This window comes from Nocardioides sp. J54, from assembly GCF_000519005.1.
Taxonomy (GTDB): domain Bacteria; phylum Actinomycetota; class Actinomycetes; order Propionibacteriales; family Nocardioidaceae; genus Nocardioides.
In genome coordinates this window covers 230,436-244,525 of the sequence record NZ_JAER01000003.1, presented here as the reverse complement: position 1 = coordinate 244,525, position 14,090 = coordinate 230,436, and the positions used below count along the sequence as shown (strand labels likewise).

The 14,090-nt window shown below is 71.8% G+C and carries 14 protein-coding genes; 12 read left to right on the top strand and 2 right to left on the bottom strand.

Translation table 11 applies throughout. The annotated features are described in order from the left end of the window. The 6 genes from NOCJ54_RS30175 to NOCJ54_RS0103645 all read left to right on the top strand — a co-directional run. The coding region (locus NOCJ54_RS30175; RefSeq protein WP_084254897.1) for a TraR/DksA family transcriptional regulator at positions 1-897 on the top strand (897 nt) is incomplete at its 5' end. After that, complete coding sequence (lspA, locus tag NOCJ54_RS23685) at positions 870-1,442, top strand: signal peptidase II (protein ID WP_036516661.1); 573 nt, start codon at positions 870-872, stop codon at positions 1,440-1,442. The genes NOCJ54_RS30175 and lspA, both read left to right, overlap by 28 nt. Next, positions 1,439-2,377 (top strand): RluA family pseudouridine synthase, encoded by a 939-nt coding sequence (locus tag NOCJ54_RS0103660; protein WP_036516659.1) that lies wholly within the window; start codon positions 1,439-1,441, stop codon positions 2,375-2,377. Before lspA ends, NOCJ54_RS0103660 begins: the two co-directional genes overlap by 4 nt. Positions 2,378-2,393: 16 nt before the next feature. Further along, positions 2,394-2,861, top strand: coding sequence for a GNAT family N-acetyltransferase (locus NOCJ54_RS0103655; RefSeq protein WP_028654390.1), 468 nt, complete (start codon positions 2,394-2,396; stop codon positions 2,859-2,861). 100 nt (positions 2,862-2,961) lie between these two features. Next, positions 2,962-6,528 carry a DNA polymerase III subunit alpha gene (gene dnaE, locus NOCJ54_RS0103650; protein WP_028654389.1) on the top strand — a complete coding sequence of 1,189 codons (3,567 nt, stop codon included), beginning with the start codon at positions 2,962-2,964 and terminating at the stop codon, positions 6,526-6,528. Then, complete coding sequence (locus NOCJ54_RS0103645; RefSeq protein ID WP_028654388.1) at positions 6,525-7,094, top strand: hypothetical protein; 570 nt, start codon at positions 6,525-6,527, stop codon at positions 7,092-7,094. The genes dnaE and NOCJ54_RS0103645 overlap by 4 nt, the downstream gene beginning before the upstream one ends. On the opposite strand, the gene ybaK is transcribed toward NOCJ54_RS0103645, so the two are convergent. After that, positions 7,036-7,530: a Cys-tRNA(Pro) deacylase gene (gene ybaK, locus NOCJ54_RS0103640; RefSeq protein WP_028654387.1), complete on the bottom strand. Its 495-nt coding sequence runs from the start codon at positions 7,528-7,530 to the stop codon at positions 7,036-7,038. The genes NOCJ54_RS0103645 and ybaK overlap by 59 nt on opposite strands. A 24-nt stretch (positions 7,531-7,554) precedes the next feature. Continuing rightward, positions 7,555-8,220 carry an LON peptidase substrate-binding domain-containing protein gene (locus NOCJ54_RS0103635; protein ID WP_028654386.1) on the bottom strand — a complete coding sequence of 222 codons (666 nt, stop codon included), beginning with the start codon at positions 8,218-8,220 and terminating at the stop codon, positions 7,555-7,557. A 96-nt stretch (positions 8,221-8,316) separates the two neighbouring features. Here NOCJ54_RS0103635 and hisD point away from each other — a divergent pair, with 96 nt between their 5' ends. From hisD to hisF, 6 genes are read left to right on the top strand one after another with little or no spacing between them, the layout of a single operon-like run. Then, positions 8,317-9,621, top strand: a complete 1,305-nt coding sequence (gene hisD, locus NOCJ54_RS0103630; RefSeq protein ID WP_036516657.1) for a histidinol dehydrogenase — start codon at positions 8,317-8,319, stop codon at positions 9,619-9,621. Beyond that, the gene (locus tag NOCJ54_RS0103625) at positions 9,618-10,718 is read left to right on the top strand and encodes a histidinol-phosphate transaminase (protein ID WP_028654384.1); all 1,101 of its coding nucleotides are present in this window, start codon (positions 9,618-9,620) and stop codon (positions 10,716-10,718) included. The genes hisD and NOCJ54_RS0103625 overlap by 4 nt, the downstream gene beginning before the upstream one ends. Next, entirely contained in the window at positions 10,715-11,329 is a 615-nt protein-coding gene (gene hisB / locus NOCJ54_RS0103620) for an imidazoleglycerol-phosphate dehydratase HisB (protein WP_028654383.1), read from the top strand. Before NOCJ54_RS0103625 ends, hisB begins: the two co-directional genes overlap by 4 nt. 4 nt (positions 11,330-11,333) lie before the next feature. Then, the gene (hisH, locus tag NOCJ54_RS0103615; protein ID WP_028654382.1) at positions 11,334-11,984 is read left to right on the top strand and encodes an imidazole glycerol phosphate synthase subunit HisH; all 651 of its coding nucleotides are present in this window, start codon (positions 11,334-11,336) and stop codon (positions 11,982-11,984) included. Beyond that, a complete protein-coding gene (priA, locus tag NOCJ54_RS0103610; RefSeq protein WP_028654381.1) occupies positions 11,981-12,715 on the top strand; it encodes a bifunctional 1-(5-phosphoribosyl)-5-((5-phosphoribosylamino)methylideneamino)imidazole-4-carboxamide isomerase/phosphoribosylanthranilate isomerase PriA in 735 nt (244 codons plus the stop codon). The genes hisH and priA overlap by 4 nt, the downstream gene beginning before the upstream one ends. After that, positions 12,715-13,491 carry an imidazole glycerol phosphate synthase subunit HisF gene (gene hisF, locus NOCJ54_RS0103605; protein ID WP_028654380.1) on the top strand — a complete coding sequence of 259 codons (777 nt, stop codon included), beginning with the start codon at positions 12,715-12,717 and terminating at the stop codon, positions 13,489-13,491. The genes priA and hisF overlap by 1 nt, the downstream gene beginning before the upstream one ends. Positions 13,492-14,090: the final 599 nt, after the last annotated feature.

The following is a 14,090-nucleotide window of genomic DNA, read 5'->3' as shown; positions in this document are numbered from 1 at the left end:
CCCGCGAAGAAGGCGGCCCCCGCGAAGAAGGCGGCCCCCGCGAAGAAGGCGGCCCCCGCGAAGAAGGCGGCCCCCGCGAAGAAGGCGGCCCCCGCCAAGAAGGCCACCCCGGCCAAGAAGGCGGCCCCCGCCAAGAAGGCCACCCCGGCCAAGAAGGCGGCCCCCGCCAAGAAGGCCACCCCGGCCAAGAAGGCGGCCACCGCCAAGAAGGCCACCCCGGCGAGGAAGACGACCGCGGCCGCGAAGAAGGCCACCCCCGCGAAGAAGGCGACGTCGGCCACGAAGACCGCGCCTGCCCGGAAGGCGGCGCCGGCGCAGCCCGCGCCGGCCAAGAAGACGGCCACGAAGACGGCCACGAAGACCGCTCCGGCGAAGGAGACGGCCCCGGCGAAGAAGGCGGCGACCCCCGTGACCAAGGCGACCCCGGCGAAGAAGGCACCCGCGAAGAAGGCACCCGCGAAGAAGGCACCCGCGAAGAAGGCGGCGGCGAAGAAGGCCGCGCCCTCGTCCCTCGTGGTCCTCGAGCACGAGGAGGCGTGGTCCAAGGAGGAGCTCGCCGAGGTGCTCGAGGAGCTCCACGAGCAGCGGGCCCGCGCGGCGCAGATCGTGGAGGAGCAGGAGGCCGACCTCACCGGCCTCCTCCGCGACTCCGGTGACGGCGCCGGGCAGGACCAGGCCGACATCGGTGCCACCAGCTTCGAGCGCGACCACGAGCTCACCGTGCTCAACCACGAGCGGGAGAAGCTGGCGCAGATCGACCGGGCGCTGGCGCGCATCGACGACGGCACGTACGGCGTGTGCGAGTCGTGCGGCAACCCCATCGGCAAGATGCGGCTCATGGCGTTCCCGCGTGCCACACTGTGCATGACATGCAAGCAGCGAGAGGAACGCCGGTAGGCGACCGCGACGAGGGGGCCGAGCCGGCGCGGAGCTCCCTGCTCGCCGCTCCCCGCACCTGGCTGCTCTTCGCCTCGGTCGCGGCCGCGATGTTCGCGGTCGACCAGGTCACGAAGGTGCTCGCCGTCGACCGGCTCACCGACCGCCCCGACGTCGAGGTCGTGGGGGAGCTGTTGCAGCTGCACCTGACCTACAACCCGGGCGCGGCGTTCAGCCTCGGCACCCGCTTCACCGTCGCGCTCTCGGTGCTCGCCATCGTGGCGACCCTCGTGGTCCTGTGGCTGAGCCGCCGCGTGCAGAGCCGCTGGTGGGCGGTCGCGCTCGGCTTCATGCTCGCCGGCATCGACGGCAACCTCGCCGACCGGCTCCTCCGCGACCCGGCCCCCTTCCGCGGGCACGTCGTGGACTTCCTCATGCTGCCGAACTGGCCCGTCTTCAACGTCGCCGACATCTGCATCAACGTCGGGGTCGTCATGGTCCTCATCCAGGTGCTCCGCGGCGTCGCGATGGACGGGTCCCGCGTCGAGAAGGACACCACCGAATGAGCATCGTCGACCACCGGACCCTCATCGTCCCGGACAGCCTCGAGGGCGAGCGGATCGACGTGGTGCTCGCTCAGCTGTTCGGCGTGTCCCGCACCCGCGCCGCCGAGCTCGTCGCCGACGGCCGGGTCAGCGTCGACGGCGCTCCCGTCGGCGGCAAGAGCGACCGGGTCCTCGCCGGGGTCACCCTGGACGTCGAGATCCCCGCGCAGGCCGACCCGCTCGAGGTCGTCCCCGAGATCGTCGAGGGGATCAAGATCATCCACGACGACGACGCCATCGTGGTGATCGACAAGCCGGTCGGCGTCGCGGTGCACCCGTCGCCGGGCTGGCGCGGCCCGACCGTGGTCGGCCACCTCGCCGGCGCCGGCTTCCGGATCTCCACCTCGGGCGCCAAGGAGCGCGAGGGCATCGTGCAGCGCCTCGACGTCGGCACCTCGGGCGTGATGGTCATCGCCAAGTCCGAGCACGCCTACTCCGTGCTCAAGAACGCGTTCCGCCGTCGCACGGTCGACAAGACCTACCACGCGCTCGTCCAGGGCCACCCGGACCCGCTCGAGGGCACGATCGACGCACCGATCGGCCGGCACCCGAAGTACGACTACAAGTTCGCGGTCATGGACGACGGCCGGCACAGCGTCACCCACTACGAGACGCTCGAGGCGCACCGCTTCGCCAGCCTCCTCGAGGTCCACCTCGAGACCGGCCGCACCCACCAGATCCGGGTGCACATGAGCGCGCTCAAGCACCCCTGCGTCGGCGACATCACCTACGGCGCCGACCCGGTGCTGGCCCGCCGGGTCGGTCTCCAGCGGCAGTGGCTGCACGCGGTGAAGCTCGGCTTCGAGCACCCGGAGACCGGCGACTACGTGACCTACGAGTCGACGTACCCCGGCGACCTCGCGCACGCCCTCGACGTGATCCGCGACGCGCACTGAGCGTGGCGCTGCACTGATGGACGCGGACCTGCTCCTGCGTCCGGCCACGGCGGCCGACGCCGGCGGGGTCGCCGACGTCCACTGGCGCGCTCGCGCGGCCGCCCCGATGCCCGCGCCGGTGCACACGCAGGCCCAGGTGCGGGCGTGGCTCGCCTCGCGCATCGACGGCCCCTCCGGGGACGAGGTGTGGGTCGCCGAGGCCGCCGGGCGGGTCGTGGGCTACGCGCGGTTCACCCGGACCTGGCTCGACGACCTGTACGTCGACCCCGACCACGCCGGCCGGGGCGTCGGCACCGCGCTGCTCGACCTGGTGAAGGCTCGCCACCCGCACGGCTTCGGGCTGTGGGTGTTCGCGGTGAACACGCCGGCGCAGGCGTTCTACCGCGCCCACGGGCTCGTCGAGCGCGAGCGCACCGACGGCTCCGACAACGAGGAGCGGGCGCCCGACGTCCGCATGGAGTGGGCCGGCAGCAGCCCCGGATGACTCGGACCCTCTTGCCACGATCCGTCGGTCGGGTCGCGTAGTCTGATCTCCTTCCCCGACGCACGTCCCACCATCTCTTCTCGAGGAGTCACCACACCCGATGGCAGCCGGTTCCGGGGGAGCGGACTTCGTCCACCTGCACGTCCACACCGAGTACTCCATGCTCGACGGGGCGTCCCTGCTCGACGGCCTGTTCCAGCGCGTCAACGACCTCGGCATGACGTCGATCGCCATGACCGACCACGGCAACCTGCACGGCGCCTACGACTTCTACTCCAAGGCGCGCAAGTACGGCGTCAAGCCGATCATCGGCATCGAGGCCTACCTGACCCCGGGCACTCCCCGCGGTGAGCGCCGGCGGGTCCGATGGGGCAAGGGTGACGCGATGGAGGAAGGCGGCGACGACGTCGCCGGCGGTGGCGCCTACACCCACATGACGATGTGGGCCGAGAGCACCGAGGGCATGCACAACCTCTTCCGGCTCTCGTCGCGCTCCAGCCTCGAGGGCTACTTCTACAAGCCCCGGATGGACAAGGAGATCCTCGCCGAGCACAGCAAGGGCCTCATCGTCAGCACGGGCTGCCCCAGTGGCGCGATCCAGACCCGGCTCCGGCTCGGCCAGTGGGACGAGGCGGTCCGCGAGGCGGCCGAGCTCCAGGACATCTTCGGCAAGGACAACGTCTTCCTCGAGCTGATGGACCACGGCATCTCCATCGAGAAGCGCGTGCGCGACGACCTGCTCCGGCTCGGTCGCGAGATGGGCATCCCGCCGATCGCGACCAACGACTCGCACTACAACAACCCCGAGGACGCCGACGCCCACGACGCCCTCATCTGCGTCGCCTCCGGCAAGCGGCTCTCCGACACCAACCGGCTCAAGTTCGACGGCGGCGGCTACTACATCAAGTCCGCCGCCGAGATGCGCGAGCTGTGGGCCGACCGGTTCGGGATGCCGGAGGCCTGCGACAACACCATGGCCATCGCCGAGCGGTGCTCGGTGGAGTTCCACGAGTCCACCGGTGGCTACATGGCCCGCGCCGACATCCCGGCGGGGGAGACCGAGGAGTCCTGGTTCCGCAAGGAGGTGTGGCGCGGCATCGAGGCGCGCTACCCGGGCGACAAGCTCACCCAGGAGGTGCGCGACCGGGTCGAGATGGAGCTCGCGGTCGTGTCGCAGAAGGGCTACTGCGGCTACTACCTCGTGGTCGCCGACTTCATCAACTGGGCCAAGAACAACGGCATCCGGGTCGGCCCGGGCCGTGGTTCCGGTGCGGGCTCGATCGCGGCGTACGCACTGCGCATCACCGACCTCTGCCCGCTCGAGCACGGCCTGTTCTTCGAGCGCTTCCTCAACCCCGAGCGTCCCTCGATGCCCGACTTCGACATCGACTTCGACGACGCCCGCCGCGGTGAGGTCATCCAGTACGTCAGCGAGAAGTACGGCGCCGAGCGCGTCGCGCAGATCGCCACCTTCGGCCGGCTCAAGTCCAAGGCCGCGATCAAGGACGCCGCCCGGGTGCTCGACCACGGCTTCGCGATCGGCGACAAGATCACCAAGGCGATGCCGCCCGACGTCATGGGCAAGGGCGTGCCGCTGAAGGAGATCTTCAACCCCGAGCACAAGCGCTACAACGACGGCGGGGAGTTCCGCGCGCTCTACGAGCAGGACCCCGACGTCCGCACGATCTACCAGACGGCGCTCGGCCTCGAGGGCCAGATCCGCAACTGGGGCGTGCACGCGGCGGGCGTCATCATGTCCAGCGAGCCGCTGATCGACATCGTCCCGATCATGGCCCGCCCGCAGGACGGCGCCGTCATCACCCAGTTCGACTACCCGATGTGCGAGTCGCTCGGGCTGGTCAAGATGGACTTCCTGGGTCTGTCCAACCTCCGCATCCTCGAGGACGCCCTGGTCAACATCCGGGCCAACAAGGGCGAGGACGTGGTCCTCGAGGAGCTGCCGTTCGACGACCGGGCGACCTACGAGCTGATGGGGCGCGGTGACACGCTCGGCGTGTTCCAGCTCGATGGTGGCGGCATGCGGGCGCTGCTGCGCTCGATGCAGCCCGACAACTTCGCCGACATCACCGCGGTCAGCGCGCTGTACCGCCCCGGCCCGATGGGTGCGGACTCGCACAACAAGTACGCCCGCCGCAAGAACGGCCGCGAGCCGATCGAGCCGATCCACCCCGCGCTCGAGGAGGCGCTCGAGCCGGTCCTGGGGGAGACCTACGGCCTGATCGTCTACCAGGAGCAGGTGATGGCGATCGCCCAGGTCCTGGCCGGCTTCACCCTCGGTGCCGCAGACAACCTGCGCCGCGCCATGGGCAAGAAGAAGAAGGAGGAGCTGGACAAGCAGTACGCCGGCTTCCAGGCCGGGATGCTCGAGCGCGGCTACCCGCAGGACGCGATCGACACCCTCTGGGCGATCCTGCTGCCCTTCTCCGACTACGCCTTCAACAAGTCGCACTCCGCGGCCTACGGCGTCATCACGTACTGGACCGCCTACCTCAAGGCGAACTACCCGACCGAGTACATGGCCGCCCTCCTGACGTCCGTCAAGGACGACAAGGACAAGATGGCGATCTACCTCAACGAGTGCCGCCGGATGAAGATCCAGGTGCTCCCGCCCGACGTCAACGAGTCGGCCCACAACTTCACCGCCGTCGGCGCGGACATCCGCTTCGGCCTGACCGCGATCCGCAACGTCGGCGGCAACGTCGTCGACGGCATCGTGGCCGCGCGCACGGAGGAAGGCCGGTTCACCGACTTCAACGACTTCCTGTCCAAGGTCCCGGCCCAGGTGTGCAACAAGCGGGTCATCGACTCGCTGATCAAGGCCGGTGCCTTCGACGACATGAAGCACCGCCGCCGGGCGCTGGTCGCGATCCACGAGACCGCGGTCGACCAGTACGTCGACATCAAGCGCAACGAGGCGATCGGCCAGGACTCGCTGTTCGCCGGCCTCGGCGACGACGAGGGCGACGGCGGCTTCGGGGTCAGCGTCGCGATCCCCGACATCGACGAGTGGGACAAGATGACCCTGCTCGGCCACGAGCGGGAGATGCTCGGCCTCTACGTCTCCGACCACCCGCTGCTCGGCCTGGAGCACGTGCTGTCCAACGGCACCGACTGCACCATCGGCCAGCTGGTCACCGACGAGGACCGGCCGCACAACTCGACGGTCACCGTCGCCGGCCTGATCACCTCGATCCAGCGCAAGATCACCAAGAACGGCGACCCGTGGGCCACCGTGACCCTGGAGGACCTCGAGGGTGCGATCGACGTGCTGCTCTTCCCGAGCAGCTACCGCCTCGCAGCGCCGTACCTCACCGAGGACGCGATCGTCCGGGTCCGTGGCCAGCTCGACAAGGAGCGGGAGCCGGTGCAGATGCGGGGCCAGGAGGTCACCGTCCCCGACCTGGAGAACACCGCCGACGGCCCCGTGGTGATCAGCCTGCCGTCCACGCGGTGCACCGGTCCGGTGGTCCAGCAGCTGCGCGACGTGCTCGTCACGCACCCCGGCCTGACCGAGGTCCGGCTGCAGCTGCTGAGCCGTGACTCCACCAAGCTCATGCGGCTGGGGGACAATCTCCGGGTGACCCCGACGCCGGCGCTCTTCGCCGACCTCAAGCAGCTCCTCGGCCCCGGGTGCCTGGCCGGATGAGGACCCCTGCGCGGGACCTGCTGCGTCCCGTCCTCGCCCCGGTCGCGCTCGGCGCGGCGCTCGCCGCGCTCGGTGGCTGGCTGTGGTGGGAGTGGTGGGCCCCGCCGCCGACCGGCAAGGTCTACGAGACCTCGGTCGGTCCGACCTGGTACCCCGACCCGTTCGACCCCGGCATCACCCGCGACTTCAACGCCACGGCGACCTTCGTTGTCGTCGGCTTCGGGCTGGCCCTGGTGCTCGGCCTCGCTTCCGGCTGGCTCGCCCGCAACCGTGCGGTGCCGGGCCTGGCGGCGGTCGGCGTGGCGAGCCTCGTGGGTGCGGCCGTGATGACGCTCGTCGGCCTCGCGCAGAGCCCGCCGGACCCGCAGGACCGCGCGGGCGAGGTCGCGATCGGCACGGTGCTGCCGGGCAACCTCGAGATCGGCGGCTGGACGCCCTACCTCGCGTGGCCGGTCGGTGCGCTGCTCGGCTACCTCGTCGTGATGCTCGCGCTGAAGCCGACCTCGCTCAGCGGCGGATCGCCGCGACCCGCGCCGCTGTCATCCGCACCAGGTCCGCAGGGCTGAGCTCGACCTCCATCCCGCGCCGGCCGGCCGACACGAAGACGGTCGGGTGGTCGAGGACGGACTCGTCGACGACGGTCGGGTGGGCCTTGCGCTGCCCGAGCGGCGAGATCCCGCCGACGACGTACCCCGTCGCCCGCTCGGCCGCCCGGGGGTCGGCCATGCTCGCCCTGCGTCCCTCGAGCGCCCGGGCGAGCGCCTTGAGGTCCAGCTGGCCGGCGACCGGCACGACGCCGACGACCAGTGCGCCGTCGAGGTCGGCGAACAGGGTCTTGAACACGCGTCCGGGGTCGATCCCCATCGCCTCGGCCGCCTCGAGGCCGTAGGACTCGGCGCGGGCGTCGTGGTCGTACTCGTGGACCGTGAACGCGACGCCGGCCTCGGTCAGGGCGACCGTGGCGGGGGTGCCGCCACCGGCCTTCGCCTTCTTCTTCGCCACGCGCCGGACCCTAGCCGGGCACGTCTAGTTCGGCGACCAGCGCGTCCGTGCGACCTCGGTGGCCGGCAGGGACAGGATCACGTTCATCGCGCGCAGCTCGGCGCGCAGCAGGTCGGTGACCAGCAGCAGCCGCTCGGTGGCGTCGCCGGCCTCGAGCAGCTCCTGGCGCTCGCCGAGGGGGAGCGGGGAGCAGGCGGCCAGGGTCCACGACAGGAACCCCGGGTCCTGCGGGAGCTCACCGGAGAGCGGGTCGCCGGCGATGTTGCGCACCACCGCGCGGTAGGCCGCGAACGTCGCGCGAGCCTGCTCCACCACCTCGGCCGGTACGTCGGCCGGCAGCTCGGGCAGCACCCGGACCTCGCCGACGGGGAACTCCCCACCACCGATGAGGCGGTCGAGCTGGATGCGGTCGCGGCCCACCGCCACGATGTCGAAGGTGCCGTCGGGGTTGCTCTCGACGTCGGTCAGCTGCAGCCGCACACCGGTGCGGAACAGCGACTGCGCGCCGTGGTCGCCGACCTCGTAGCCCTCGCGGATGGCCACCGAGCCGAACACCCGCTCCGCGGGGTCCTCGATCTGCAGCAGGTGCTGCACGAGCGCGCGGTAGCGGTCCTCGAAAACGTGCAGCGGCAGGCTCACCCCCGGGTAGAGCACCGCGTTGAGCGGGAACATGGGCAGCTCGTCGGGCACGTCACCGACCCTAGGGCACGGCACCACGTGTGACCCTCGTCCCGGCAGGCGTCGGCGAGGCGGGGGAGCGCCGCGGTCGACCGTAGAATCGGGGACATGTCCCTCATCCGTCGCATCGACCTGCGTGACGCCGACGCCTCCGTCGACTACCGCGCAGCCGTGCCCCGCGCCGACTTCGACATCGAGGCTGCGGTGCCCGCGGTGCACGCGATCTGCGAGGAGGTCCGCACCCGCGGGCTGGACGCTCTCGTCGACTTCGGCGAGAAGTTCGACGGCGTCCGGGTGGAGGACGTCCGGGTCGCCCCCGAGGCGATCCAGGCGGCCCTCGAGCAGCTCGACTCCGACATCAGGGCCGGGCTCGAGGAGTCGATCCGCCGGCTGCGCGCGACCTGCGCCAACGAGCTGGAGCAGGATGCCGTCACCGACCTCGGCCCCGGCGCCCGGGTGACCCACCGCAAGGTGCCGGTCGGCCGCGTCGGCCTCTACGTCCCCGGTGGCCTCGCGCCGCTGGTCTCCAGCGTCCTGATGAACACCGTCCCGGCGCAGACCGCCGGCGTCGAGTCGATCGCCCTGGCCAGCCCGCCGCAGAAGGAGTTCGGCGGCTCGGTGCACCCGACGATCCTCGCGGCCTGCGCGCTGCTCGGTGTCGACGAGGTGTACGCCGTCGGCGGCGCCCAGGCGATCGCGATGTTCGCCTACGGCGTCGGCCCCTGCCAGAAGGTCGACCTGGTGACCGGGCCCGGCAACATCTGGGTGGTCACCGCCAAGCGGATCCTCAAGGGCCTGGTCGGCATCGACTCCGAGGCCGGCCCGACCGAGATCGCGATCCTCGCCGACGACACCGCCGACGCCGCCTACGTCGCCGCCGACCTGATCAGCCAGGCCGAGCACGACCCGCTGGCCGCGTCGGTGCTCGTCACCACCTCCGAGCGCCTCGCCGCCGACGTGGAGGTCGAGCTCGACAAGCAGGTCGCCGCGACCAAGCACGTCGAGCGCATCACCACCTCGCTGGCCGGCCAGCAGTCCGGCATCGTCCTGGTCCGCGACCTCGAGCAGGGCCTCGCCGTCGTCGACGCCTACGCCGCCGAGCACCTCGAGATCCACACCGAGGACGCCGCCGCGTGGGCCGCCCGCGTGCGCAACGCCGGCGCGATCTTCGTCGGCCCGCACGCCCCGGTCAGCCTGGGCGACTACTGCGCCGGCTCCAACCACGTGCTGCCGACCGCCGGCTGCGCGTGCCACTCCTCGGGTCTCTCGGTGCGCGCGTTCACCAAGTCGGTGCACGTCGTCGAGTACTCCCAGGAGGGGCTCGCCGAGGTCGCCGACCACGTGGTCACCCTCGCCGAGGCCGAGGACCTGCCCGGCCACGGCGCCGCGATCACCGTGCGGGTGTCCCGATGACCGGGGCGGCCTGGCCGCCGCTGCGCGAGGAGCTCCGGGGGATCGAGCCCTACGGCGCCCCCCAGCTGGACGTGCCGGTGCAGCTCAACGTCAACGAGAACCCCTACGGCCCCTCGCCGGCCTGCATCGACGACATCGCCCGCTCCGCCGCCGAGGCTGCGGCGACGCTCAACCGCTACCCGGACCGGGAGTTCGTCGCGCTGCGCCAGGCACTCGCCGACTACCTCTCGCGCGACACGCCCGCCGGTGTCGTCCCCGAGCAGGTGTGGGCCGCCAACGGCTCCAACGAGGTCATGCTGCAGCTGCTGCAGGCCTTCGGCGGCCCCGGCCGCACCGCGGTCAGCTTCGCGCCGACCTACTCGATGTACCCCGAGTACGCCCGCGACACGAACACCCGCTGGGTGGCCGGGCGCCGCGCCGAGGACTTCTCGCTCGACCTCGACGCCGCGCGCGACCTCGTCAAGACCGAGCAGCCGAGCGTCATCTTGCTGCCCAGCCCGAACAACCCGACCGGCACGGCCTTGCCGCCCGACGCCGTCGGTGAGCTCTGCGAGGCCGCCGGTGACGGACTCGTCGTCGTCGACGAGGCCTACGGCGAGTTCCGCCGCTCGGGGGTGCCCAGCGCGCTGGAGCTGCTGCCGTCGTACCGCAACCTCGTGGTGACGCGGACGATGAGCAAGGCGTTCGCCGGTGCCGGCCTGCGGCTTGGCTACCTCGCCGCGGCCCCGGAGATCTGCGACGCGATCCGCGTGGTCCGCCTGCCCTACCACCTCTCGGCCGTCACCCAGGCCGTCGCGCTGGCCGCGCTGCGGCACGCCCCCGAGCTGCTCGGGAAGGTCGACGAGCTGCGCGCCGAGCGCGACCAGCTGGTCGACTGGCTCCGCGCCGAGGGGTACGACGTCGCCGACTCGGACGCGAATTTCGTGTTGTTCGGCCGATTCGCCGACCGCCATGCTGTCTGGCAGGGTCTCCTCGACCGGGGAGTCCTCATCCGGGAGACCGGGCCGGACGGCTGGCTGCGGGTCTCGGTCGGCACCCCCGACGAGATGGCCGCCTTCCGCCAGGCCCTCACCGACGTGAACGGAGAACGAGCATGACCGGTGCCCGCACCGCCCGCATCGAGCGGGCGACCAGCGAGTCCAAGGTGATCGTCGAGGTCGACCTCGACGGCTCGGGCAAGCACGACATCTCCACCGGTGTCGGCTTCTACGACCACATGCTCACCGCGTTCGCCCGCCACGCGCTGCTCGACCTGACCGTGCGCACGGAGGGCGACGTCCACATCGACGCGCACCACACGGTCGAGGACACCGCGATCGCGCTCGGCCAGGCCCTGCGCCAGGCCCTCGGCGACAAGGTCGGCATCCGCCGCTTCGGCGACGCCACCGTGCCGCTCGACGAGGCGCTGGTGCACGCCGTCGTCGACGTGTCCGGCCGTCCGTACTGCGTGCACACCGGCGAGCCGGAGGGCCAGCAGTACGTCCAGCTCGGCGGCTCCGGGGTGTCCTACCTCGGCTCCCTGACCCAGCACGTCTTCGAGTCGATCGCGTTCCACGGTCACTTCGCGCTGCACGTGCGGGTGCTGGCCGGCCGCGAGCCGCACCACATCGTGGAGACGCAGTTCAAGGCGTTCGCGCGGGCCTTCCGCGACGCGGTCGCCCTCGACCCGCGCGAGACCGGAATCCCGTCCACGAAGGGCGCGTTGTAGGCACATGAGCGAACGCAAGCCGTCCGTGGTCGTCCTCGACTACGGCTCCGGCAACCTGCGCTCCGCCGTGCGCGCCGTCGAGCGCGCGGGTGCGGACGTCACCCTGACCGGCGACCTCGACGCCGCCATGGAGGCCGACGGCCTGCTGGTGCCCGGGGTCGGTGCGTTCGAGGCCTGCATGCGCGGCCTGCGCGCGATCCGCGGCGAGCGGATCATCGCGCGGCGCCTGTCCGGGGGCCGGCCGGTCCTCGGCATCTGCGTCGGCATGCAGGTCCTGTTCGAGCGCGGCATCGAGCACGGTGTCGAGACCGACGGCTGCCAGGAGTGGCCCGGCGTCGTCGAGCGCCTGCAGGCGCCGATCGTCCCGCACATGGGCTGGAACACCGTCGACGTCCCGACCGGGACCCGGCTCCTCGCCGGCCTCGAGGACGAGCGCTTCTACTTCGTGCACTCCTACGGCGTGCGCGACTGGACGCTGGTCACCAACGACCGCACGCCCGACAGCCACCAGCCGCTGGTGACCTGGGCGGAGCACGGCGGCGACCGCTTCGTCGCGGCCGTCGAGAACGGACCCCTCTGCGCCACGCAGTTCCACCCGGAGAAGTCCGGGGACGCGGGCGCCCAACTTCTGAGGAACTGGGTGAATTCACTGTGAGCGCCTACCTGGAGCTGCTGCCCGCCGTCGACATCAAGGGCGGCCAGGCCGTCCAGCTGGTGCAGGGCGTGGACGGGTCCGAGAAGCGCTTCGGCGACCCCATCGAGGCCGCCCTGCGCTGGCAGGAGGCCGGCGCGGAGTGGCTGCACCTGGTCGACCTCGACGCCGCCTTCGGCCACGGCAACAACCGCGAGCTGCAGGCCGAGATCGTCGGTCGCCTCGACATCAAGGTCGAGATGAGCGGCGGCATCCGCGACGACGAGTCCCTCGAGGCAGCGATGGCCACCGGCTGCCGCCGGGTCAACATCGGCACCGCCGCGCTCGAGCAGCCGGAGTGGTGCGCGAGGGCGATCGCGACGTACGGCGACCGCGTGGCCGTGGGCCTCGACGTCCGCGGCCGCACGCTGGCCGCGCGCGGCTGGACCCGCGACGGCGGCGACCTCTACGAGACCCTCGCGCGCCTCGACTCCGAGGGCTGCGCGCGCTACGTCGTCACCGACGTCAACAAGGACGGCATGCTCCAGGGGCCGAACCTGCAGCTGCTCCAGGACGTCTGCGCCGCCACCGACCGGCCGGTCGTCGCCTCCGGCGGCGTCACCACGCTCGACGACATCCGCGCGCTGATGGGCCTGGTCCCGCTCGGCGTCGAGGGCGCCATCGCCGGCACCGCGCTCTACACCGGCCAGTTCACCCTCGAGGACGCGCTCGTCCTCACCAAGGGCGGCCTCTGATGTCGCTGGCCGTCCGGGTGATCCCGTGCCTGGACGTCGACGCCGGCCGCGTGGTCAAGGGCGTCAACTTCCAGGACCTGCGTGACGCCGGGGACCCGGTCGAGCTGGCCAAGCTGTACGACGCCGAGGGCGCCGACGAGCTGACCTTCCTCGACATCTCCGCCTCCCACGAGGGCCGGGCCACGACGATGGAGATCGTCTCCGCGACGGCCGAGCAGGTGTTCATCCCGCTCACCGTCGGCGGGGGAGTCTCCTCGGTCGAGGACGTCGACCGCCTGCTGCGGGCCGGCGCCGACAAGGTGGCGATCAACACCGCCGCGATCCGCCGGCCCGAGCTGATCGCCGAGATCGCCCAGCGCTTCGGCAACCAGGTGCTGGTCCTGTCCGTCGACGCCCGTCGCGTCCCGCCCGGCTCCGAGGTGCGCACCGACTCCGGCTTCGAGGTCACCACCCACGGCGGCCGCCAGTCCGCCGGCATCGACGCCGTCGAGTGGGCCGTGCGCGCCGCCGAGCTCGGCGCCGGCGAGATCCTGCTCAACGCCATGGACGCCGACGGCACCACCGACGGCTTCGACCTCGAGCTGATCCGCGCGGTCCGCGCCGAGGTCCAGATCCCAGTCATCGCCTCCGGCGGCGCCGGCGCCGTCGAGCACTTCCCGCCGGCCGTCGAGGCAGGTGCCGACGCCGTCCTCGCCGCCACGGTCTTCCACTTCGGCACCCTCAGGATCGCCGACGTGAAGAAGTCGCTCGCCGACGCCGGCCACCCCGTGCGCTGAGCCGCGCGGCCCGGACAGTCAGCCCGGCGGTACGGCGGCCGCACCGTCACCAGCGCCGGACCCGGCCGTCGGCTGCTCGCCCGGGGATTCGTCGGAGGCCACCGCGGGTGGCCGGTCCGGAGCCTGCAGGTCGGGTTCGTCTGACTCGGGAGCACCGCACGCGCTGGCCAGTACGACCAGACCCACGCCGACGAGCCCGAGACGGGTACCGATGAGGTCCACGGCGCCCTTCCTCTCGTCGTCCTCGATTGGACCTCGAGCCTCGCCCGCTTCCGCCGCCCTCGCAACGCCGGTCGCGCCAACCTGTGGACAACGGGCGGGCCCCTGCTCGAGAGGAGAGCTCTGGTGACTGGGGTGCGACGAGCGCCAGCGAGGAGGCTCGCTGTGCTCTCTGCGCGAGCGCGTCGCCTGTCGTGCTCGCGCCGCACGGGCACTCGCTGCGCTCGGCCCGCGGGCGTCGCACGACGCGCCTTCGGCGCGGGCGCCGCGCTGCCGCGCGCGCAGTTGCCTCCGGCAGATGGCTGGGCCCGTCAGGCGGACTGTGCCCGGCACCGTCCGGTGCACCGTGGCCGGAGGTTTCGAGGCTCGGCGCCGGGGCG

What these genes read in the sequence shown, in the direction of transcription:
- hisH (WP_028654382.1), top strand. Translation starts at nt 11,334, where the DNA reads ATGAGCGAACGCAAGCCGTCCGTGGTCGTCCTCGACTACGGCTCCGGC.
- hisB (WP_028654383.1), top strand. Translation starts at nt 10,715, where the DNA reads ATGACCGGTGCCCGCACCGCCCGCATCGAGCGGGCGACCAGCGAGTCC.
- lspA (WP_036516661.1), top strand. Translation starts at nt 870, where the DNA reads ATGCAAGCAGCGAGAGGAACGCCGGTAGGCGACCGCGACGAGGGGGCC.
- dnaE (WP_028654389.1), top strand. Translation starts at nt 2,962, where the DNA reads ATGGCAGCCGGTTCCGGGGGAGCGGACTTCGTCCACCTGCACGTCCAC.
- hisF (WP_028654380.1), top strand. Translation starts at nt 12,715, where the DNA reads ATGTCGCTGGCCGTCCGGGTGATCCCGTGCCTGGACGTCGACGCCGGC.
- NOCJ54_RS0103645 (WP_028654388.1), top strand. Translation starts at nt 6,525, where the DNA reads ATGAGGACCCCTGCGCGGGACCTGCTGCGTCCCGTCCTCGCCCCGGTC.
- NOCJ54_RS0103625 (WP_028654384.1), top strand. Translation starts at nt 9,618, where the DNA reads ATGACCGGGGCGGCCTGGCCGCCGCTGCGCGAGGAGCTCCGGGGGATC.
- NOCJ54_RS0103660 (WP_036516659.1), top strand. Translation starts at nt 1,439, where the DNA reads ATGAGCATCGTCGACCACCGGACCCTCATCGTCCCGGACAGCCTCGAG.
- hisD (WP_036516657.1), top strand. Translation starts at nt 8,317, where the DNA reads ATGTCCCTCATCCGTCGCATCGACCTGCGTGACGCCGACGCCTCCGTC.
- NOCJ54_RS0103655 (WP_028654390.1), top strand. Translation starts at nt 2,394, where the DNA reads ATGGACGCGGACCTGCTCCTGCGTCCGGCCACGGCGGCCGACGCCGGC.